Source organism: Ensifer adhaerens, from assembly GCF_002007205.1.
Lineage (GTDB): Bacteria > Pseudomonadota > Alphaproteobacteria > Rhizobiales > Rhizobiaceae > Ensifer > Ensifer adhaerens_D.
The window spans coordinates 325,830-347,334 of record NZ_LAZS01000014.1; the positions used below are offsets into that span (position 1 = coordinate 325,830).

15 protein-coding genes are annotated in these 21,505 nt (G+C 63.6%); 5 read left to right on the forward strand and 10 right to left on the reverse strand.

Annotated elements, in window-relative coordinates; all coding sequences use genetic code 11:
* Nucleotides 1-126: 126 nt before the first annotated feature.
* Entirely contained in the window at nucleotides 127-1,371 is a 1,245-nt protein-coding gene (locus XB14_RS31735) for an ABC transporter substrate-binding protein (protein WP_077968450.1), read from the reverse strand.
* A 302-nt stretch (nucleotides 1,372-1,673) separates the two neighbouring features.
* Here XB14_RS31735 and XB14_RS31740 point away from each other — a divergent pair, with 302 nt between their 5' ends.
* Nucleotides 1,674-2,738: a LacI family transcriptional regulator gene (locus tag XB14_RS31740; RefSeq protein ID WP_077968451.1), complete on the forward strand. Its 1,065-nt coding sequence runs from the start codon at nucleotides 1,674-1,676 to the stop codon at nucleotides 2,736-2,738.
* 99 nt (nucleotides 2,739-2,837) lie between these two features.
* Here the strand turns inward: XB14_RS31740 and XB14_RS31745 are convergent, their stop codons facing one another.
* The 5 genes from XB14_RS31745 to XB14_RS31765 are packed head-to-tail and all read right to left on the reverse strand — an operon-like array spanning nucleotide 2,838 to nucleotide 8,780.
* Nucleotides 2,838-4,346, reverse strand: coding sequence for an aldehyde dehydrogenase family protein (locus tag XB14_RS31745; protein ID WP_077968452.1), 1,509 nt, complete (start codon nucleotides 4,344-4,346; stop codon nucleotides 2,838-2,840).
* Nucleotides 4,346-5,125 carry an enoyl-CoA hydratase/isomerase family protein gene (locus XB14_RS31750; protein ID WP_077968462.1) on the reverse strand — a complete coding sequence of 260 codons (780 nt, stop codon included), beginning with the start codon at nucleotides 5,123-5,125 and terminating at the stop codon, nucleotides 4,346-4,348. The genes XB14_RS31745 and XB14_RS31750 overlap by 1 nt, the downstream gene beginning before the upstream one ends.
* Nucleotides 5,118-6,737, reverse strand: a complete 1,620-nt coding sequence (locus XB14_RS31755; RefSeq protein WP_143348636.1) for an acyl CoA:acetate/3-ketoacid CoA transferase — start codon at nucleotides 6,735-6,737, stop codon at nucleotides 5,118-5,120. The genes XB14_RS31750 and XB14_RS31755 overlap by 8 nt, the downstream gene beginning before the upstream one ends.
* Before the next feature lie 4 nt (nucleotides 6,738-6,741).
* The gene (locus XB14_RS31760; RefSeq protein WP_077968463.1) at nucleotides 6,742-7,743 is read right to left on the reverse strand and encodes a Gfo/Idh/MocA family protein; all 1,002 of its coding nucleotides are present in this window, start codon (nucleotides 7,741-7,743) and stop codon (nucleotides 6,742-6,744) included.
* Entirely contained in the window at nucleotides 7,740-8,780 is a 1,041-nt protein-coding gene (locus XB14_RS31765; RefSeq protein ID WP_077968464.1) for a LacI family DNA-binding transcriptional regulator, read from the reverse strand. Before XB14_RS31765 ends, XB14_RS31760 begins: the two co-directional genes overlap by 4 nt.
* Before the next feature lie 298 nt (nucleotides 8,781-9,078).
* On the opposite strand from XB14_RS31765, the gene XB14_RS31770 reads away from it, so the two are divergent.
* Nucleotides 9,079-10,251 (forward strand): dihydrodipicolinate synthase family protein, encoded by a 1,173-nt coding sequence (locus tag XB14_RS31770; protein WP_077968465.1) that lies wholly within the window; start codon nucleotides 9,079-9,081, stop codon nucleotides 10,249-10,251.
* A gap of 70 nt (nucleotides 10,252-10,321) precedes the next feature.
* Here XB14_RS31770 and XB14_RS31775 read toward each other — a convergent pair whose 3' ends face one another.
* Complete coding sequence (locus XB14_RS31775) at nucleotides 10,322-12,358, reverse strand: TonB-dependent receptor domain-containing protein (RefSeq protein ID WP_143348646.1); 2,037 nt, start codon at nucleotides 12,356-12,358, stop codon at nucleotides 10,322-10,324.
* Between the two features lie 285 nt (nucleotides 12,359-12,643).
* On the opposite strand from XB14_RS31775, the gene XB14_RS31780 reads away from it, so the two are divergent.
* Nucleotides 12,644-14,119, forward strand: coding sequence for a glycosyl transferase family protein (locus XB14_RS31780; protein WP_077968466.1), 1,476 nt, complete (start codon nucleotides 12,644-12,646; stop codon nucleotides 14,117-14,119).
* A gap of 17 nt (nucleotides 14,120-14,136) precedes the next feature.
* On the opposite strand, the gene XB14_RS31785 is transcribed toward XB14_RS31780, so the two are convergent.
* Nucleotides 14,137-16,200: a M3 family metallopeptidase gene (locus XB14_RS31785; protein WP_077968467.1), complete on the reverse strand. Its 2,064-nt coding sequence runs from the start codon at nucleotides 16,198-16,200 to the stop codon at nucleotides 14,137-14,139.
* Between the two features lie 105 nt (nucleotides 16,201-16,305).
* Nucleotides 16,306-16,947, reverse strand: a complete 642-nt coding sequence (locus tag XB14_RS31790) for a LysE family translocator (RefSeq protein ID WP_077968468.1) — start codon at nucleotides 16,945-16,947, stop codon at nucleotides 16,306-16,308.
* Nucleotides 16,948-17,322: 375 nt separating this feature from the next.
* Between XB14_RS31790 and leuB the strand changes: the two genes are divergently transcribed.
* Both leuB and XB14_RS31800 read left to right on the forward strand, forming a co-directional pair.
* The gene (gene leuB, locus XB14_RS31795; protein ID WP_077968469.1) at nucleotides 17,323-18,435 is read left to right on the forward strand and encodes a 3-isopropylmalate dehydrogenase; all 1,113 of its coding nucleotides are present in this window, start codon (nucleotides 17,323-17,325) and stop codon (nucleotides 18,433-18,435) included.
* Between the two features lie 222 nt (nucleotides 18,436-18,657).
* A complete protein-coding gene (locus XB14_RS31800; RefSeq protein ID WP_077968472.1) occupies nucleotides 18,658-19,347 on the forward strand; it encodes a phosphatase PAP2 family protein in 690 nt (229 codons plus the stop codon).
* 94 nt (nucleotides 19,348-19,441) lie between these two features.
* Here XB14_RS31800 and XB14_RS31805 read toward each other — a convergent pair whose 3' ends face one another.
* A complete protein-coding gene (locus XB14_RS31805; protein ID WP_077968474.1) occupies nucleotides 19,442-21,331 on the reverse strand; it encodes an MFS transporter in 1,890 nt (629 codons plus the stop codon).
* Nucleotides 21,332-21,505 lie beyond the last annotated feature (174 nt).

Consider the following 21,505-nt stretch of genomic DNA (forward strand, 5'->3'; position numbering starts at 1 on the left):
GCATCCGCGCGAGGTTCTGGGTATCGAAGCGCCCTTCCCCGCGTCCTATTGGCCACGGCGGTACGACGACGCTTGCATGTCGGAATGGGTGTCCGGGGCGCGCCTCTGCGCCCCGGAACGAGCCCGTTACTTCGCGGCCTCGACCGCAGTGACCAGTTCCTTGACGGCCTGTTCGGACGTCAGTTCGCCGTTGAACTCACGCGTCACGACGTCGTAGATCGCGTTCTTGACGGCAGCCGGGTTGGCATGGCCGTGGGCCATCGAACCGAAGAGCTTGCCGCTGCTGTTGGCTTCGGCGAGGTCCTTGATGCCCTTCTTGCCGCAATCGTCGAAGGCTGTGTCCGGAACGTCGGTGCGGGCCGGAACCGAACCCTTGACGACGTTGAACGCCGACTGGAAGGTCGGGCTTTCGATGGCCGACGCCATGGCGAGCTGGGCCGGAACCTTGTCGTCGGCAACCTTGAACATCGCGAACTGGTCGGAGTTGAAGGTGACAGAACCTTGCGTGCCCGGGAAGCGCATGCAGACGAAGTCGGTGCCCGGCACCTTCTTGGCCTTCAGGAATTCGCCCTTCGCCCAGTCGCCCATGAACTGCAGGCCGGCCTTGTTCTCGATGACCATGGCGGAAGCGAGGTTCCAGTCACGGCCCGAGAAGTTGTCGTCGACATAGGAACGCAGCTTCGTCATGCGATCGAAGGCCTCTTTCATCTTGTCGCCGCCGAGCGCTGCCGGGTCGAGGTCGATGAAGGCCTGCTTGTAGAAGTCGGTGCCGAGCGAAAGCACGACGGCGTCGAAGATCGTCGCATCCTGCCAGGGCTGGCCGCCATGGGCGACCGGGGTGATCCCCTGAGCCTTGAAGTTGTCGAGCAACGCGATCAGCTCGTCCCAGTTGGTCGGCTCCTTGCCGCCAGCCTTGTCGAGTGCGGCCTTGTTGATCCAGACCCAGTTGGTCGAATGCACGTTGACCGGCGCTGCAATCCAGTGACCGTCATACTTCGAGAACTGCTGCAGGGCGGTCGGGACCACCTTGTCCCAACCTTCCTTGGCAGCGGTCTCGTCGAGGTTGCCGAGCGCGCCTTCCTTGGCCCAGTCGAGAATGTCGAAGCCGAGCATCTGTACCGCGGTCGGGGCGTTGCCCGCGGTCACGCGCGCGCGCAGAACGGTCATGGCTTCCGTACCGCCACCACCGGCAACCGGCATGTCGGTCCAGGAAATACCCTTGCTTTCCAGATCCTTCTTCAGAACGTCGAGTGCGGCGGCTTCGCCACCGGATGTCCACCAGTGCAGAACTTCCACATTCTCTGCTGCCCGCACGGCGGTGGCCGCCATCATCAGCGCCACAACGGCCGTCGTCGTCATCAACTTGCGCATCGTTTTCCTCCCGTTTGCAAGTTAACGAGGCGGAACCTCCTCCACCCCGGAATTCGCGCCGCTTCAGCCAGCGGCTGGCCATTTAAAACGTTATAAATTCAGCAAGTCAAGCATTCCGCCATTTTGTATTTTAGCACCTTCGGAACCGTTTGAATTTACTGAATTATATAGCACACATTAGCTATTGCAGCGCAGCAAACTATGCCGCGATGCGAGATTTAAAACGTTTGCATGATTCGATTGCTTAAGCGTTCCGGCCACGTTACAAAACCCGCTCTTGCCCGCTCTCAGGATAACTAGCATTGGCCGATCCCTCCAAGCCCGCCCACCCCGAAGACAGCGGTGTCACCGCCAAACGCGGCAAGCCGACCCTTCGCACGATCGCGGAAATCACCGGCCTTGCGGTCACCACCGTCTCGCGCGCGCTCTCCGAGGCGCCGCAAATCTCCATCGAGACGCGCAAACGGGTGCGCGAGGTCGCCGATGAGATCGGCTACTCGCCCGACCGCGCCGCCCAGCGCCTGAAAACCGGCCGCACAAACGTCATCGGCGTGCTGCTCGACCCGCACGAGGAAATCCTCGGCTACGGCACGTCGATCATGAGCGGCATCGCCAAGGCGCTGCAGGGCACCGCCTACCACCTGATCGTCATGCCGAACTTCTTGAACTCGACCAATGTCGAGGCGGTCAACTACATCACCCGCAACGGCATGGCTGACGGCCTGATCTTCTCGCGCACGGAGCCGCTCGATCCGCGCGTCCGGCTGCTTTCCGATCTCGGCTTTCCCTTCGTCACCCATGGGCGAACGGAGCTTTCGACCCCGCACGCCTATGTCGATTACGACAACTTCACCTTTTCCTACCAGGCGACGAAGCGCCTGATCGCCAAGGGCAGGCGCAAGCCGGCGCTGATCAGCGGTCCCGCAGGCTTTACCTTCGCCGGCCATCTCCAGCACGGCTTCATGACCGCGGTGCGCGAAGCCGGCTGCGCCTACGAAATCCTCTCCGGCATCGATCTCGACAGTCCGGCCGGCGCCATCCGCGACAGGGTCCGCCAGCGCTACGCCGAGCCCGATCCGCCGGACAGTTTCATGTGCGGCGGCGAGGTCTGCGCGCTCGCGACCATCACCGGCATGAGCGATTGCGGGCTGACGCTCGGCCGAGAATACGACATCATCGCCAAGCAGACCTCGCATCTCCTGAGTGCCATCCAGCCGCAGGTCGAGACCATCTACGAGGACCTGACGGCGACCGGCGAGGACATGGGCCGGGTGCTGCTGCAGAAGATCGGCGGCGAAAGCGACGTCAGCAAGCTGCAACTGCTGCTCTGTCCGCAGATTCCATCGAGTTTCGGCACGCCCGGCTGAGCAGGCGGAACGCAGCGGCAAGGCGGCACCGTACGGTGCTGCCTCCTGCCCCAATGTTCCCCCCTTCGTCCGCATGTCCTTTCCTCCTTCGATCCAGCCTTAGCGCGGCATCCACCAGCCGGTGCGCGGCCCCATATGCATGTTGAGCGTCTTGGTCTCGGTGTAGTCCTCGACCGAATGCCGGCCGAGCTCGCGGCCGAGGCCGGACTGGCGGTAGCCGCCGAAGGGCAGCTCCGGCGCGCCGTCCATGAAGGTGTTCATCCAGATCGTGCCGGCGCGCACACGGCGGCCGATCGTCAGGCAGGTATCGAAGCCGCGGCTCCAGACGCCGGCCGAAAGTCCGTAGTCGATCGCATTGGCGATGCGGATCGCCTCTTCCGTCGTCTCGAACGTCAGAACCGAAAGAACCGGGCCGAACACTTCCTCACGCGCCACCGCCATGTCCGGTCGCACCGAGGAAAGAATGGTCGGCGCCATGAACTGGCCCATGCCGAGATCGAGCGCCGTGCCGCCATGGGCGACCGCCGCGCCATCCCTGGAGGCGGCAGAAACATAGCCGGCAATCTTTTCCAGGTGCTGCGGCGTGATGATCGCGCCGACCTGGGTTTCCGGATCGAGCGGATCGCCGACCTTCACCTTGGCCGAGAGTTCGGCGATGCGGCGCGTGACCTCGTCGGCGATGTCGCGGTGCAGGATCAGCCGCGAGCCGGCATTGCAGCATTCGCCGGCATTGAAATAGGCGCCGAAGACAGCGGCATCGATGAATTCGTCGAGATTGGCGTCGGGGAAGACGATCTGCGGGTTCTTGCCGCCAAGTTCCAGCGAAACCTTCTTCAGGGTCTGCGCCGCGTTTGCCATGGTCAGGCGGCCGACGCCGGTCGAGCCGGTGAAGGACACCATGTCGACATCCGGATGCGTGGTCATCGGCGCGCCGACTTCCGGCCCGGTGCCGGTTATGATGTTGACGACCCCTGCGGGAACGCCGGCCGCTTCAAGAATTTCACCAAGCAGCAGGGTGGAAGCCGATGTCAGTTCCGACGGCTTGACGACCGTGGTGCAGCCGGCGGCGAGCGCGAAGGGCAGCTTCTGGCTGACGATCAGGAACGGGAAATTCCAGGGCGTGATGATCGAGACGACGCCGATCGCCTCGCGCAGCACGACGCCGAGCGTGCCGTCGCCGAGCGTGTTGTAGCTTTCGCCGTGCAGGTCACGCGCCAGTGCCGCGGCGTACCGCCAGATATCGGCGGCACCGCCGAGTTCGCCCTTGGCCTGGCTGATCGGCTTGCCGGATTCGATCGCATCGAGATAGGCCAGTTCGTCGGCGCGCTCGGCGATGATGTCGGCGGCGCGGAGCAGCACCAGCGAACGCTGCGACGCGGTCATGCGCGGCCAGGAACCCTCGTCGAAGGCGCGGCGGGCGGCGGCAATCGCCTTTTCGGCGTCGGCCTTGGTGCCGGCCTGATAGCGGCTGACGACGACGCCATGGCCCGGCGCCACACGCTCGATCGTGCGCCCTTCGGCGCTGTCGACCCATTTGCCGTCGATCAGCATCTGAAAGGCGCGGACCTTGTGGCCTTCGATCGGCTTGGGTTTCACGAGCACGGTCATTACCATTCTCCCTTGAATTGGGCTTCACGCTTCTGCGAGAACGCGGCGACGCCTTCCTTGAGGTCGCCGGTCTTGGCGACGAGGATCGAACCGAGCGCTTCGACTGCCGCGCCGTTGTCCTCGCCATTCGCCGAAGCAAGCATCAGTTTCGAAATCTCGAGCGCCGCAGGGCCGCGCTTGGCAACGCGCGCCGCATAGTCGCGGGCAGCGACAAACACCGTTCCGGTCTCAACAACGGCATCGACCAGGCCCTCACGCAAAGCAGCCTCGGCGGTGAACATCTCGCCGCCGAGCACCATGCGCCGGACGATCTGCGCACCGAAGCGGGAAACCAGCCGCTGCGTGCCAGACCAACCGGGCACCATGCCGAGGCTCGTCTCCGGCAGGCCGATCTTGGTATGGGCCTCGGCCAGGCGGATATCTGCGGCGGCCGCTAGCTCCAGCCCGCCGCCGAGCGCATGACCGTTGAGCGCTGCAATGACGGGCATGCGCAGCGTCGCCAGCCGCTCGAACACCCGATGGCCGAAACGCACCCAGTCATGCCCGAAGGCAGGCGCATCCATTCCGCCCCAGGCCTTGATGTCGCCGCCGGCGGAGAAAGCCTTGCCTTCGCCGGTCAGGATGACGACGCGGATATTGCGGTCGGCCTCGACCGTATCGCAGGCGGACGCCAGCGCCTTCAGCATGTCGATGTCGAAGGCGTTGAGCTTCTCAGGACGGGCAACCGTCATGGTCGCGATCGGTCCATCGACGTCGATGCGAATACGCCCCTCAGCCACGGTCGCCTCCTTGAAGCCGGCGCGCCGGCTTCTTCGGCAGCTCGAGCCCGATCAACGCTTCTTGGAACAGCGCGGCATCCATGGTCTTCAGTCTGTCGGAAACGAGCAACGGAAACTCGGATTGATCGAGGATATGGGCCTGCAGATCGACGCCCGGCGCGATCTCGGTGAGCATCACGCCCTGAGGCGTCAGCTTCATCACGCAGCGCTCGGTCACATAGGTGATGTCCTGGCCCTGCTCGATGCCGCGACGGCCGGAGAAGGTGACGTGCTCGACCTCGTTGACCAGCTTCTTCAGCTTGCCTTCCTTCTCGATCACCAGCTTGCCGTCGGCGATCGAAAGCTTGGCACCGGCATTGAACATGCCGGAGAAGACGATCTTCTTGGCCCGCGCGGTAATGTCGACGAAGCCGCCGGCACCGGCCGTCACATGCGGACGGAAGGAGAGTTTCGAGACGTTGACCGAGCCGTGGCGGTCGATCTCGAGGAACGAGAGCAGCGAGGCATCGAAGCCGGCGCCCTGGAAATAGGTGAACTGATAGGGTGACGGCATGAAGGCATCGGCATTGGAGGCGCAGCCGAAGGCAAAGTCCAGGAGCGGTACGCCGCCGACAGCGCCCTGCTCGATCACCCATGTAACTGCGCCGTGCAGGCCTTCTTCAAGTAGGATGCGCGGGACGTTGGCCGAAATGCCGAAACCGAGATTGACGGCGCTGCCGGCCTGAAGCTCCTGCGCCACGCGGCGGGCAATCACCTTCTGGATGTTGAATTCCGGCACGCGGAAACTGTCCAGCGGCCGGAAGATCTCGCCCGAGATGGCGGGATCGTAGAGCGTCTGGGTCGTCTGCTTCTGGTCGGGATCGACGATGACATAGTCGACCAGCACACCGGGCACCCGCACGTCGTGGGGCTTCAGCGAGCCTTCCTTGGTGATGCGCTTGACCTGGGCAATGACGATGCCGCCATTGTTGCGGGCGGCGAGCGCCTGATCGAGACCGCCGAGATAGGCGCCCTCGTGTTCATAGGTGAGGTTGCCACGCTCGTCCGCCGTCGTCGCGCGGATGATCGCCACCTCAGGCGTGATTGCCTTGAAATAGAGCCAGTCTTCGCCCTCGAACGAAACCTTCTTCACGACCGGCTCTGCCGCAGCCAAAGCGTTCATCGCGCAGCCTTCGCGCGACGGGTCGACGAAGGTGTCGAGACCGACCTTGGTCATCACGCCCGGCCGCTTGGCCGCCGCCTCGCGGTGCATGTCGAAGAGGATGCCGGAGGGGACGTTGTAGGCAGCTACTTCGTTGGCACCGATCATCTGCCAGATCAGCGGCGGTTCCGCGCTCGACGGGCCGGAGGGATAGGAGCCGCCGATGATTTTCTTCAAGAGGCCCTTCCTGGCGATGTAGTCGACGCCCTTGATGCCGCTCATGTCGCCTGCGGCGATCGGGTGCAACGTCGTGAGATCGCGCGGATGGCCGGTCGTCTCGAAGCGTTCTCCGATCGCCTTCAGCATCAGATCCGGGCAGCCGAGCCCGCTGGATGACGAGACCGAAACCACCGCGCCATCCGGGATCAGGGCAGCCGCTTCGGCCGGCGAGATATGCTTGTTCATCGACATGAGTTCAAAGTCCCGTTTCGATCGCTACCGCCTGGCCGGTGGCCGCCGCCTTGACGACGGCAAGCCCGGTGGCCAGCGACCAGACGCCATCCTCGCCGGTCGCCGAAGGACGGCCCTCGCCTCGGACGGCGGCGTGGAAGGCGGAAAGAGCGGTTTCGTAGAGATTGCGATGGTCGAGCGTCAGCTCGGTCTCACCATCGGCATTGCGCAGTGTCACCGTGCCGGTCGGCTTCTGGGTCATGACGTTGCGGCCGATCAGCGAGCCTTCGGTGCCATGCACTTCAAGGCCGGTCTCGGCGAATTTGGTGGTGAAGGCATCGTGGAACTGCGCGATTACGCCGGAGCGGAAGTGAATGACCCCCATGACGCCGTCCTCCAGCCCTTCCTTGCCCATGCCGGCGCTGTGGCTGATTGCGACGGCTTCCATCGGATCGTCGTTGAGCACGAAGCGCAGCGTATCGGCATCATGCACGGTGATGTCGAGGATGACGCCGCCACCGGCATCCGGTCGTTCCAGCCGCCAGCCCTGCAGATGCGGCGGTAGATAGACGGCATGGAAGACGCGCGCGGCGATCGGTCGGCCGATCTTGCCTTCGGCGATCGCCTCGCGCATGGCACGGTGGCTGGCGGCATTGCGCAGATGATGGTTGGTGGCGAGCACGACGCCGGCCTCACACGCCTTCAGCACCATTTCGCAGCCATCATTGAGGTTCATCGCCAGAGGCTTTTCGCAGAGCACGTGCTTGCCGGCCGCGATCGCCGCCAGCGTCTGCTCGCGATGGAGTTCGTTGGTGGTCGAGATATAGACCGCCTCGACATCGGGATCGCCGACCAGTTCCGCGACCGACGTCACGGATTTCGGAATGCCGTTCTCTTCGGCATAGGCAGCACCGCGCTCGGCATTGGTGCTCATGACGGAGACGACGTCCCCACCGGCGGCGCGGATCGCGCCGATCACCCATTCACGCGCAATCGTGCTTGCGCCGATCAGACCCCATCGCGTCATGCCAGTGCCTCCCTTTTTCTTTCCACCTGAGCGCCGCAACTCTGGCGAACGACGAGACGGACCGAGCTGACGATCGCTTCCGGCTCCGCCTTGCCGGCCTTGATCTGCTTCAAGAGCAGTTCGGCGGCCCGTTGGCCCATGCCTTGCGGATCGACGGACACCGTCGTCAGCGCCGGCACCGCCGTCTTCGCCTCGATCACGTCGTCGAAGCCGATGACGGCAAAATCGGCGCCTGGCTCCAGCCGCCGGGCCCGGAGACCATCGCAGACGCCGAAGGCGACCGCATCATTGAAGCAGAGTGCTGCGGTCGGCCGATCGGCGAGCATCATCGCCTGCTCCACCGCCGTCACGCCGCCGGCGCGCGACGGTGCCGAACCGATGATCAGCGCTTCCGACACCGGCATGCCGGCCTCGACGAGGGCACCACGGTAGCCGCGCATGCGCGCCTCGAAGACGGCGGTATCGGGAAAACCGCCAAGGAAGGCGATGCGCTGGTGCCCTCGCTCGATCAGATGCCGGACGGCGGCCATGGCGCCGGCATGGTTGTCGGATGTCAGCGACGAAACCTGGGCGCCGGCGATATCGCGGACGACCAGCACGACAGGAATTCCGCTTTCGACCAGCGGCGCAAGATCGGCCGCTTCCGTGCCGCGCGCCGGAGAGACGATCAGACCGGAAACGCCGTGCTCGCGCATCGACGCCACCACTTCGCGCTGACGCTCGATCTTCTCACCGGTATTGGCGAGAAACTGCACGAAGCCTGCCGACTGCACGACCGCATCGACGCCGACTGCGAGCTCGGCAAAGAAGCTGTTGGTGAGATCATTGACGACGATGCCGATGATCTTGGACTTCGACTGGCGAAGGTTGGCGGCACCGCGGTTATAGACATAGCCGAGATCGCGGATGGCGGCGTTCACCTTGGCGCGCGTCGCCTCGTTGACGAGCGAGCTGCTTTGGAGAACGAGCGACACGGTCGACTTCGAGACGCCGGCGGCGCGCGCAATGTCGATGACCGTTACCCGTTCCTTGACCACAGCATCCTCCCGAATTCTCTTCGTCATTTTTCTCTTTCATAATTGGAACGTTCCAATTTCGTCAAGAGATCGCTGATCACTTTTTTCATCTCCAGCCGGCGCTGAGTGCAAGCGCCCGGTATTCAAGCGGGAGCGTGATCTGCGCGATATCCTGATCAACTTGCTGAAATACAACAATTATATATAGAGATCCTGCCCTCCTGCAGAAGCGTCGCCTCTCCCGAAAAACATTGCCGCTTGCCATTTGGAACGATCCAAAGTATTCCAAGACAAACGTCCGCGGAGGAGACCGACCCCCATGACAAGCCTGACGCTGCCGCGCCAAGACGGCTCGCTTGAACAGTATCGTCTGACCGGAACACCGATCGAACGGCCCAGGACGCCGCCGACCTTCAACCGCATCGCCTATGCGGCCGCCCATGTGGTCTCCGATCCGCTTCGCGATCTCGATCCCTGGGGAAACCCGGCGATCGACTGGGAGGCGACGATGGCGTTTCGCCGTCATCTCTGGAGTCTCGGCTTCAAGATCGCCGAAGCGATGGATACGGCACAGCGCGGCATGGGCCTTGCCTGGCCGGGTGCGCAGGAGCTGATCCGCCGATCGCTCAAGGATGCGCGGCAAGTGCCGGGCGCCGATTTTGCCTGCGGCGCCGGCACCGACCATCTGGCGCCGGCCGATACGCGGTCGCTGAACGACGTGATCGCCGCCTACGAGGAGCAGGTGGGCTTCGTCGAAGGCGAGGGGGGCAGGGCGATCATGATGGCGAGCCGGGCCCTTGCCCGCGTCGCCCGTTCCGCCGACGACTATCGCCTTGTCTATGGGCGCATCCTCGGCCAGGTCAGGCAAAAAGTCGTGCTGCACTGGCTCGGCGACATGTTCGACCCGCAGCTTCGGGGGTATTGGGGGTCGGAGAATTTCGAGCAGGCGCTCGACACCGTGCTCTCGATCATCGAAGCCAACCGCGACAAGGTCGAAGGCATCAAAATCTCGCTGCTCGACAATGCCAAGGAAGTCGCGCTGCGCAATCGCCTGCCCGAAGGCGTGTTCTGCTTTACCGGCGACGACTTCAACTATGCGGAACTGATCGAAGGCGACGGCACGAAATACAGCCACGCCCTGCTCGGCATCTTCGATGCGGTGGCACCCTCGGCCTCCAAGGCGCTGGCAGCGCTCGCCAAGGCTGATCTTTCCACCTTCCGCGGCGTCATCGAGCCGACAGTCCCCTTGTCGCGCAAGATCTTCGAGGCACCGACGCAGTACTACAAGGCCGGCGTCGTCTTCCTCGCCTGGTTGAACGGCCACCAGCGCCACTTCACAATGCCCGCGGGCATGCAGTCCGCCCGCGGCGTGCTGCATTACTCCGACATCTTCCGCCTCGCCGACCGCGCCAATGTGCTCGACCGGCCGGAACTGGCGACCGAGCGAATGAAAAGCCTGTTATCGACCTTCGGTGTGGAGCAGGGGACCTGAGATAAGCGAACGGCGCCCAAGAGGCGCCGTCCATATTTTGATCCGAAGCGGTTAGCGGCAGATCCGTCGGTCAGAATGTCGCCGTCAGGCTCAACCAGAAGCGGCGACCTTCCCCGACCGCGTTGAAGTCGGTCTGCTCGACTTCCTTGTCGAAGAGATTGTAGACGGCAGCATTCAGCGTCAGCCCCTCGCCGACATCGTATTTCGTGCCGATATCGACGGTCGTATAGGCGTCGTACTTGCGGCCCTGCTTGCCGTTGATGGTCACCGGCTTGCCGTTGGTGCCGATGCGCGGGCCGGCGGCGATCTCCTCGCCGTGGTAGTTGACCGAGGCCCAGGCTTCGAGCCCTTCCACCGGTGTGTACCAGTCGGCCCTCAGGTTCGCCATGTGCTCCGGCGTGCGCGCCAGGGGGAAGCCGGCGAAGTCTCCGGTCTGCTGTTCAGACTGAGTGTAAGTGTAGCTGGCGCGAAGCGTCAGGTCCGGGGTCGCATTCCACGTCGCCGTCAGTTCCACACCCTGGATGATCGCGTCGTCGATATTGTAGTTGTACCAGAGACGATAGTTCGGATCCTCGCTCCAGCGCACCGGATTGCCGGCGGCGTCCATCACCGGCATGTTGGAGATCTTGTCCCTGAAATCCGTGTAGAAATAGGTGCCGCCGAGGATGACGTCGCCGTTGTCCCAGACGGCGCCGATTTCATAACTCGTGCTCGATTCGGCCTTCAGGTTCGGATCCGCGATGATGACGCCGCAGGTGCCGGTCGGTCCATAGGTGCAGCCGCCGCCGCCTGTCGTATAGGCATAGCCGGGCGCGATACTGCGGATATCGGGCGCGCGAAAACCGGTGGAAACGCCGCCCTTCACCGTCAGCATGTCGGTTGCGTTCCAGACGCCGTAGATGCGCGGGCTCAGGTGATAGCCATACTCCTCGTGGTGATCGAGACGCAGGCCGGTGGTCAGCGCGAAGTCATCGACCATGCGCCACTCGTCCTCGGCAAACAGCGCCCATTGCGTCGCCGAGAAGGTCTCGTTTATCCCCGTGCGTCGGCCCGGGTTCTGGTCGGACAGCCGCGCCTCGAAATATTGCCCGCCGGTCACCAGCGTGTGGCTGCCGCCGAGTTCGAACGGTGTGGTGAACTTGCCGTCGATGACGGTGTTGCGCACTTGAGGTGCGCGCGGCTGCTTGATGAAACGGCCATCCGCCTGGCTGTAATTGTAGTTCCGACGCTCCGCCCATTCCTGCAGGATGGAGAAGTCCGAGGTCGTCGGGCCCCAGCGTCCGGTGTGCGAGAACGACCAATGATCGCGATCGTTTTCATTGTAGGTGCTGACGGCGCGCGGCCCCGGTGCAATCGTGTTTCCGACATTGGCGTCGCGCTTCAGCCGCGCCGTACCGCCCTCAAGGAAGAAATCGTGATCCTCGTTCGGCGTGTAGGAAAGCCGCGCCGTCAAATCGTGCTCCTTCGAGCCTGTTATGCCGGAAAGAAACTTGTCCTCGCCGCGCTTGAGGCCCCGGCCCCAGATCTGCACGCCGAGCGTATCTTTCAGGATCGGGCCGCTGGTGTAGAACGACATTTGGCCCGAATTACCGAAGCGGCTGTGCTGCTGCATCGTGCCGTCGGTCGTGACCGAGCCGGTCCAGGTATCGGCAACCTTGCGGGTGATGATGTTGATGACCCCGCCCATGGCATCGGAACCGTAGAGCGACGACATCGGCCCACGGACGATCTCGATACGCTCGATGGCGGCGGCCGGCGGAATGAAGCTCTGCTCGAAACCGGAGTTGCCATTGGTGCGCGCGTCACGCGTGCTCTGGCGCTTTCCGTCGACAAGAATCAGTGTGTAGGAGCCGGGCAGGCCGCGGATGAAGATATCGCGCTCGTTGGCAACACCGGTCACCGCCACCCCTTGCGCGTCGCGCAGCGCATCGGTCAGATCGCGAAACGACCGCTTCTGCAGGTCTTCGCCCGATATCACCGTAATGCTCGCCGGCGCCTCCTTGGCGTTCTGCTCGAAGCCAGTCGCCGTGACCACGATCTGCTCGAGCTCGGTCGCCTTCTCCTTCACCTTTTCCTTGGCCTTCTGTGCCAAGGCTTCCGCCGGCATCGTCAGCGCCGTGCCGGCAAGGCAGGCGCAGACGAAATGACGTGACCATCCGGCCGAGCCGCGGCGGCCCGGTTGACCGGTACCTAGCTGCCGACCATCGGTTTCCCTCGCAAGCCCCATCCGCTTCATCATCTTCGCCCCACATATATCTTGAGTAATGAACTCCACTTAGTTATTGGCGGATGAGGCGGTCAACGGCGCTGTTTTAGAACCGTTCCAATTACGAAACGGCGCAAAACAGCGCCCGTGAATATGCCGGATGAGACAGAAAGGCGGGACGGAACGATGGCGGAAGAACGAACGGGCGAAGCAGCGGGCAAGCCGGTCTCGAACGAACGTCAGACGGACCTGAGCAAGCTGCGCCTGCTCGTGGCGCTCGACGCGCTGTTGCGCGAAAACAGCGTCAGCCGCGCGGCCGCGAGCGTCGGACTTCAGCCCTCGGCGATGAGCCGCTTGCTCGGCCAATTGCGTGAAGACTATGCCGATCCCTTGTTCCTGCGCACCGGCCATGGTTTGCGCCCGACCCCGCTTGCCGAGTCGCTGCGCCTGCGCGTGCGCGCTCTTGCCGCAGAGACCGAAGCGCTGCTTGGCGTCCACGCAGGCGGCGGCCCATCAACGCCACGGCAAATGGGCCACGCAGGCTGGGGAGGGCAGGCGCTCACCGATGCACCGCCGCTCGCCGTTCGTCCGAGCCGCCTGCTCGAAGGCGAGCCGGCACCGGAGCAATTCGCTGCAAAGCTTGCCGAAATCGGCGACGATGCCGCACCCGAGCGGCGGCTTGCCCGTTGCATCGCCACTGTCGGCACCGGCGCCGGCCGCAGCCGCCCTTTGAGCGAAGACGAGGCCGAGGATGCGCTGGCGATCATGCTTGCCGGCGAGGCCGATCCCGTGCAGATCGGCGCGCTGATGACAGTGCTGCATTATCGCGGACCGACCGCGGTGGAAGTGGCCGGTTTCGTGCGCGCCATGCGCCGGCATGTCGGCGCGATCGAACCGGCAAGCGGCATCGCCGATCTCGACTGGCCCTGCTACCTCTCGCCGAAACTGAAGACCGCGCCCTGGTTCCTGCATTCAGCACGGCTTGTCGCCGAAGCCGGCCATCGCGTCGTGCTCCATGGGAACTACGGCGAGGCCAGCGAGGACAGACACAAGCTTGAGATCGCCGCTTCCACAGCCGGCATCCCGATCTGCACGTCGATCGCGGCGGCGAAGGCAGCGCTTGGATCGGGAGGCATCGCCTATCTGCCGCTGTCGGCGTATGCGCCGCAGATCTATCGTTTGCTGGGGCTCTATCGACTGATGGAGATGCGCATGCCGTTGAATACCGCCATCCATCTCATCAATCCGATGGGCGGGCGGACAAGCCTGCTCGGCGTCGCCAATCCCTCGAGCCGCACGCTCAGCCGCGACATCGCCATGCTGCTTGGCACGAAGGAACTGACGATCCTCGGCAACACGAGGGACCACGCCGAGTTCACGCCCTACCGCCAGACGCCGCTTTTCCGCCTTGCCGGCGGCGAAGCCTCCGATCTCATCGTCGCCGCAAAGACGGCGCCGCCGACCGAGCCTCGCACGGGTCTGAGCAGCCGCGAATACTGGCAGGCGGTCTGGACCGGTGCTGCCCGCGACGAACGCGCCGAAACAATTATCATCACGACAGCGGCTGCCGCTCTCCTCAGCCTGCGCAATCACGACGATTTCGAGGCGGCTTGCGAGACCGCGCGGGCGCTCTGGAGTAACCGGTCACGCCGGATGGCGTGACCGGGGATTGGTGCGGCTCAGGCGGCAAGGCCCTTTTTCGCCAGCATCGCGTCAGGGCTCGGCAGCTTGCCACGGAAGGCCTTGTAGGCATCCTCCGGATCGATCGAACCGCCGACCGAGTAGATGTTGTCCTTGAGCCGCGCGGCCATGGCCGCATCGAAGGCGTTCCCGGTTTCTTCGAAGGCGGCGAAGGCATCGGCGTCGAGCACTTCCGACCACATATAGGAATAGTAGCCGGCCGAGTAACCGTCGCCCGAAAAGACGTGCAGGAAATGCGGGCTGCGGTGACGCATGACGATGGATTTCGGCATGCCGATCTCATCGAGCTTCTTCGCCTCCAGCGCCATCGGCTCCGCCGTCACCTCGGCCGTGTGGTAGGCCATGTCGACCAGGGCGGAGGAGGTGAACTCGACGGTGGTAAAACCGGAATTGAAGGTCCGAGCCGCAAGCACCTTGTCGAGCAGCGCCTCAGGCATCGGTTCGCCGGTCTGGTAGTGCACGGCATAGCGCTTGAGTATCTCCGGCACCGTCAGCCAATGCTCGTAGAGCTGCGACGGCAATTCGACGAAGTCACGCGACACACCCGTGCCGGATACCGAAGGATAGGTGACGTTGGATAGCATGCCATGCAATGCATGCCCGAACTCGTGGAAGAGCGTACGGGCATCATCGAGCGACAGCAGTGCCGGCTTGCCCTCGGCCGGCTTGGCAAAATTGCAGACGTTGTAGATGATCGGCAGTTCGCCCTCGGTACCGTTCTTCAGCTTGAGCTTGTGCTGCGACTGGAAGGCGCTCATCCAGGCGCCGGAGCGCTTCGACGGCCTGGCGAAATAGTCGCCGAGGAAAAGCGCCACCAGCTTTCCGGATGCATCCTTGATCTCGAAGACACGCACGTCGGGATGATAGGCGGCGATTCCCTTCTTTTCCGTCGCGGTGATGCCGAACAGACGCTTGGCAACATCGAAGCAGGCCTCGATGATCTTTTCGAGCTGCAGGTAGGGCTTGAGTTCGCCTTCGGAGAAACTGAACTTCTCGGCCCGGAGCTTTTCGGCATAGTGGCGCCAATCCCAGGGCATGACGTCGTGATTGCGGCCTTCCCCAGCGACAAGCCGCGCAAGCTCGGCCTCCTCCTCGCGAGCACGGGCGACTGCCTTTTCCCAGACCTGCATCAAAAGGCCGTTCACGGCATCAGGCGTCTTGGCCATGGTTTCGTCGAGCTTCAGCGACGCGAAGTTTTCATAGCCGAGCAGCTTTGCCTTTTCGGCACGCAGCGTCAGCATCTCGGCGATCAGTGTCCGATTGTCGGTCTCGCCGCCGTTTTCGCCACGGGCAATCCAGGCACGGAACGCCTGTTCACGAAGTTCGCGGTTGTCGGAGAAGGTGAGGAACGGCTCGATGATCGAGCGCGACAGGGTGACCGCGAATTTTCCCTTCTGGCCGCGGTCTTCGGCGACCGCCGCCATGGCGTCGCGCAGGAAGTCCGGCAAGCCGGCGAGCTGTTCCTCGCTGTCGAGGAACAGAACCCAGCTCTTCTCATCGGCAAGCACATTCTGGCCGAACTTCGCGCCGAGGCCGGCGAGCTTCTCGTTGATCGCTGCCAGCCGCTCCTGCTCGGGCTTTGCGAGCTTGGCTCCGGACTTGACGAAACCCTTCCAGTGCCGTTCGAGCACCCGCGTCGCTTCGAGATCGAGGCCAAGGGCCTGGCGTCCTTCCCACAGCGTATCGATGCGCTTGAACAGCGCCGCATTCATGCCGATTTTCGAATAGTGCCGCGACATCTTCGGCGCGATCTCCCGCTCCAGCGCCTGGATCGTCTCGTTGGTGTCGGCGCCGGCCTTGTTCCAGAAGATCGAAGACACGCGCGAAAGTGCGTCGCCGGCGATCTCGAGCGCAACGATGGTGTTGTCGAAGGTCGGCGCCGCGGGATTATCGGCAATCGCATCGATCTCCGCCTCATGCTCCCGAAACGCCGCGTCGAATGCCGGGGCAAAATCCTCGTCCTTCACCAGGTCGAACCGCGGGAGGCCCTCGTGGCCTGTCCACGAGGTGAGCGCGGGATTGAGCGGGGTGCTGGTGGTCATCAGAAATCCTTTCGCATGCGGTCCGACGCGGGGCCGGGGAGGGACGCCGCTGACCGATGGCTCAGGAAGCGGCGAAAATGAAGGTGGTTGCCGACAGGGAGAGCGTCAAGACTTGCGCAAACCGAGAAGTCCGGGAGCAGCATGCCAGACCGCCTGAACGGCAAAGCCGATGAACAGGAGACCGGAGAGCCGGACGATCGCCAGTTCGTGGCGTCGGTAGAAGCGACGCACCACGGACGTGCCGATGATGACGATCAGGATCAGGTCGGCAACGAGGAAGCCGATGAGCGAGACGCCGAGCAGCGCCGGCAGGGCGTCGAATTCAAGGGCATTGGCCGAGCTGGCAAGCAACGCCGTGAAGGTTGCGAGCGCCACCGGATAGCCCTTGGGATTGGTGAGCCCGAAGATCAGTCCGCGCCTCAAAGGACGCTCGACGGTCACGAGCGCGCGATTCTCGCCAGCGGGGCGTGCCCGCAGCGCCGTCCAGCCGATCCAGCCAAGATAGGCACCACAGAAGAGGCCGAGAATATCGAAGATCGTCGTGCCGACCGAACGCGCACCGACGATCGCGACCAGCGCCAGGGTCGACCAGAGTACGTCACCGGCGAGATGCCCGCCCATGAACAGAGCACCTGCCTTGCGGCCCTGACCGGCGCCGATGCCGAGCAGCGCGAGGAACGCCGGCCCGGGAATAAGGACATAGGAGAGAGCGGCGAGAAAGGCTCCGATCAGCAGCGTCTCGGACATGGCGGGTTCCCGGTTGTGTTGCCCGCATTCGATCCGGAGGCACCGATTCAGTCAAGAGGAAAGCTAAGCCAGCTATAGGACGACGCGCGTGACCGCTTGCCGCGCTGCCTGCCGGAAAATGTCAAGTTCCTGGTCGTGGCGCGGATATGTGCGGCAACTGCGTGGACGAAATTGTACATGTTCTTCTCCTCGAAGGGTCGATGGCCGGGCAGGTGCGCGGGCTTTGGAACAACATGGCACTCCCTCGCTGGAGCAGCTGTTCCGTGGGGAACGTTCCGCTCACGACCCGCGCACAAATCTTTCGTTTCGCCGATTTCCCTCGATACGAAGTTGCGCTAGAACGCGGCCGAGTTTTCCCCGCGAGAAGGACTATCCATGACTGTGCGCAACCTCTTCCTTCTGCCCGGCGACGGCATCGGTCCGGAAGCCATGGCGGAAGTCCGCAAGATCATCGCCTACATGAACGCCGAGCTTTCTGCCGGCTTCGTGACCGACGAGGGTCTGGTCGGCGGTTCGGCCTATGACGCCCATGGCCAGGCGATTTCGGAAGAGGACATGGCAAAGGCGCTCGCCGCCGACGCGGTGCTGTTCGGCGCCGTCGGCGGTCCGAAGTGGGATGCGGTGCCCTATGAGGTGCGCCCCGAAGCCGGCCTTTTGCGCCTGCGCAAGGATCTCGAACTTTTCGCCAACCTGCGCCCGGCGATCTGCTACCCGGCGCTGGCCGCCGCTTCGTCGCTCAAGCCCGAACTGGTGGAAGGTCTCGACATCCTGATTGTGCGTGAGCTCACCGGTGGCGTCTATTTCGGTGAACCGAAGGAGATCATCGATCTCGGCAACGGCCAGAAGCGCGGCATCGACACCCAGGTTTACGACACCTACGAGATCGAGCGCATCTCAGGCGTCGCCTTCGAGCTCGCCCGCACCCGTCAGAACCGCGTCTGCTCGATGGAAAAGCGCAACGTCATGAAGTCGGGCGTGCTCTGGAACCAGGTGGTGACCGAGACGCACAAGGCGAAGTATGCCGACGTCCAGCTCGAGCACATGCTGGCCGACGCCGGCGGCATGCAGCTGGTGCGCCAGCCCAAGCAGTTCGACGTCATCGTCACCGACAACCTGTTCGGCGACATGCTGTCGGACGTGGCGGCGATGCTCACCGGTTCGCTCGGCATGCTGCCCTCGGCCTCTCTCGGTGCGCCGGACGGCGTCACCGGCAAGCGCAAGGCGCTCTACGAGCCGGTGCATGGCTCGGCGCCGGATATTGCCGGCAAGGGCATTGCCAACCCGATCGCCATGATCGCTTCTTTCGCCATGTGCCTGCGTTACTCCTTCAACCTCGTCAAGGAAGCCGACAACCTGGAGAAGGCGATCGCCAACGTGCTCGACCAGGGCATCCGCACCGGCGACATCATGGCCGACGGCGCCAGGAAGGTCGGCACCACCGAAATGGGCGACGCCATCCTCGCCGAATTCAAGGCGCTGTCGGCGTAAGCGACAATCGCCACCTGAAGGCGTCACGCCGACGCCGACAGGCACCCTCAAAGACAAACACCTCCGGAGCGCATCCGGAGGTGTTTTGCGTTTCACGGCCTTGAATTTGACAAAAGAACCGACACATCGGGAGAAGAACGGCCAGGGCCATTTGGCGCGGCAACTGGCAAAAACAAGCGATGCCGCGCGACTGGCAAGTGAGCGCGGCAGAACGGGAGTTACATGAACCGACCACTCGCGGCCACCGGATGGATCATGCTGACGACAGCCGTGCTCGTCTTCGCGCTCGTCCCGCTCGATCCGTTTCTGTCGCAGCGCGCGCAGGGCCTGCCGGACAGCATCGTCAAATTCAATGAACGGATCACCGATTTCGGCACCTTTGGCTGGATGATCTATCTCTCCGGCGCCGTTCTTGCGGCAGCCTTCGTGCTGCGCCGGGCGGCAAGCCAGGGCCCCCTTCAGAACAAGGCACGCACCGCCCGCAATCTCGCCGCCTATTTCCTCTTGACGATCGGCACGGCCAGCGCGCTGGTGCATATGCTGAAGTTGCTGATCGGGCGGGCACGGCCGGAACTCTTTGCCGAGCTCGGCGCCTACAGCCTGACACCGTTCGCCGCCAGTGATCTCTACGAGAGCTTTCCGTCCGGTCACTCGACCGCGGCCGGCGCCTTCTTCGGCGTCTTCGCCATGCTGTTGCCGAAGCTGAGGCCGCTCTTTCTGGTCCTGGCGCTGACGATCGGCGTTTCTCGCGTCATCGTCGGCGCCCATTATCCGAGCGACGTCGCCGCCGGCCTGCTGCTCGGCCTATGGACATCCGTGATGATGGCCTTTGTCTTCGCCAAATACGGCCGCCTGTTTCGTCTCGGCCCGGGTGGGTGGCCGCTTGCCGGACGCAGCGAGCCGACCCAATAAAAAAGCCGGCGCGGAAGGCCGCGCCGGAGTCAGGAGAGCCGTGATAGCTCGGGGAAGATTGGGGTGCTCCCGGATCTCTCCGGGAGCACAAGGCTTAATCCATCGCGTGGATGTCGCGATCCTTCGTTTCCGGAAGGAACAGCATGCCGATGACCAGCGTGATGCCGGCAAAGACGATCGGGTACCAGAGACCATAGTAGATATCGCCCTGGGCCGCGCTCATCGCGAAGGCCGTTGCCGGAAGCAGACCGCCGAACCAGCCGTTGCCGATATGGTAGGGCAGCGACATGCCGGTGTAGCGGATGCGGGTCGGGAAGAGTTCGACCAGCAGGGCTGCGATCGGGCCATAGACCATCGTCACGTAGATGACGAGCACGGTGAGAACCGCAATGATCGTCGTCCAGTTGACGTTGGCCGGGTCCGCGACCATCGCGTAGGTACCACCGCCGGCAATCGTGTAGACGGCCATTTCCGTGGCGGCGCCAACTTCATCCTTCGTCAGCAGCTTGTCGGCGATCAGCTTTTCGGCCGGAACCGTGGCCTTTTCGCCACCGCGGACAGCGGCCGCGTCGAGCGACAGTTCCGGGTTGGCGGCAACGAAGCCGTCGAGCTTGGATTCCGGAACCTTGGCGGCACCACGGACCAGCGGGTAGCCGGCAGTGTGGAGCGCCATGTTGGTCTGCTTTTCGAAGGCGGCATTGGCAGCCTTGGCACCATCGCCTGCAGCGACGGCGTCGTAGCTGTTGATCGTGGTGTCGCCGACCTTCACCGTCGCCGGCGTACCGGCAGCAGCCGTCGTCACGACGTCATAGGGAACCGAGTTCTTGGTGAGGAACGCGGTTGCGATGTCGCACGAGGTCGTGAACTTCGCCGTGCCCGTCGGGTTGAACTGGAACTTGCAGTCGCCGGGAGCCGCGGTCACCGTTGCGCGAACGGTCGCCTGGGCTTGAGCGAGTGCCGGGTTGCCGGCCCACGTCAACGCCTTGAAAAGCGGGAAGTAGGTCAGCATCGCAAGCAGCAGGCCGGCCATGATGATCGGCTTGCGGCCGATCTTGTCGGAGAGCCAGCCGAAGAGCACGAAGAAGCCCGTGCCGAGAATGAGCGAGGCGGCGACCATGATGTTGGCCGACTGCGCATCCACCTTGAGCACGCCGGTCAGGAAGAACAGCGCGTAGAACTGGCCGGAATACCAGACGACCGCCTGGCCGACGACGGCGCCGAACAGGGCCAGAAGCGCGATCTTGGCGTTCTTCCACTGGCCGAAGGCTTCCGACAGCGGCGCCTTGGAGGTCTTGCCCTCTTCCTTCATCTTCTTGAAGGCCGGCGACTCGTTCATCTTCAGGCGGATCCAGACGGAAATGCCGAGCAGCACGCAGGAGAGCAGGAACGGAATGCGCCAGCCCCAGGCGGCAAAGGCTTCCTTGCCGAGCGCGAACTGCACGAGCAGGATGACCACGAGCGACAGGAACAGGCCGAGCGTTGCCGTCGTCTGGATCCATGAGGTGAAGTAGCCGCGGCGCCCGTTCGGCGCGTGTTCGGCCACGTAGGTTGCGGCACCGCCATATTCACCGCCGAGCGCCAGGCCCTGCAGCATGCGCAGCACGATGAGCAGGATCGGCGCAGCGATGCCGATCGAGGCTGCACCCGGCAGGATGCCGACCAGGAAGGTCGAAAGACCCATGATCAGGATGGTGACAAGGAAGGTGTACTTGCGGCCGACGAGGTCGCCCAGGCGACCGAAGACCAGCGCGCCGAACGGTCGAACCAGGAAGCCCGCGGCAAAGGCCAGAAGCGCGAAGATGTTTCGCGTCGTTTCCGGATAGGAGCTGAAGAAGGTCGCGCCGATGTAGACGGCGAGCGAACCGTAGAGATAGAAATCGTACCATTCGAAGACGGTACCGAGCGACGAGGCGAAGATGACCTTCTTCTCCTCGCCGGTCATCGGACGCGTTTTTGCGTCGTCCGCTGTCGCGACATTTGCCATTTTGTTTATCCTCCACTCCAAAACAGCCTGTTGGAGCGCCCATTGGCTGGTCCGGCATTCCTCCCGAGAATGGCCGGACGTGGTGCGCCTGATAAGAGGATGTCAGAAAAGGACCGCTGCAGGCAGAGATGCTTTCGACTTATGACTTTCGTCTAATGCGGCGATCGATCGCGG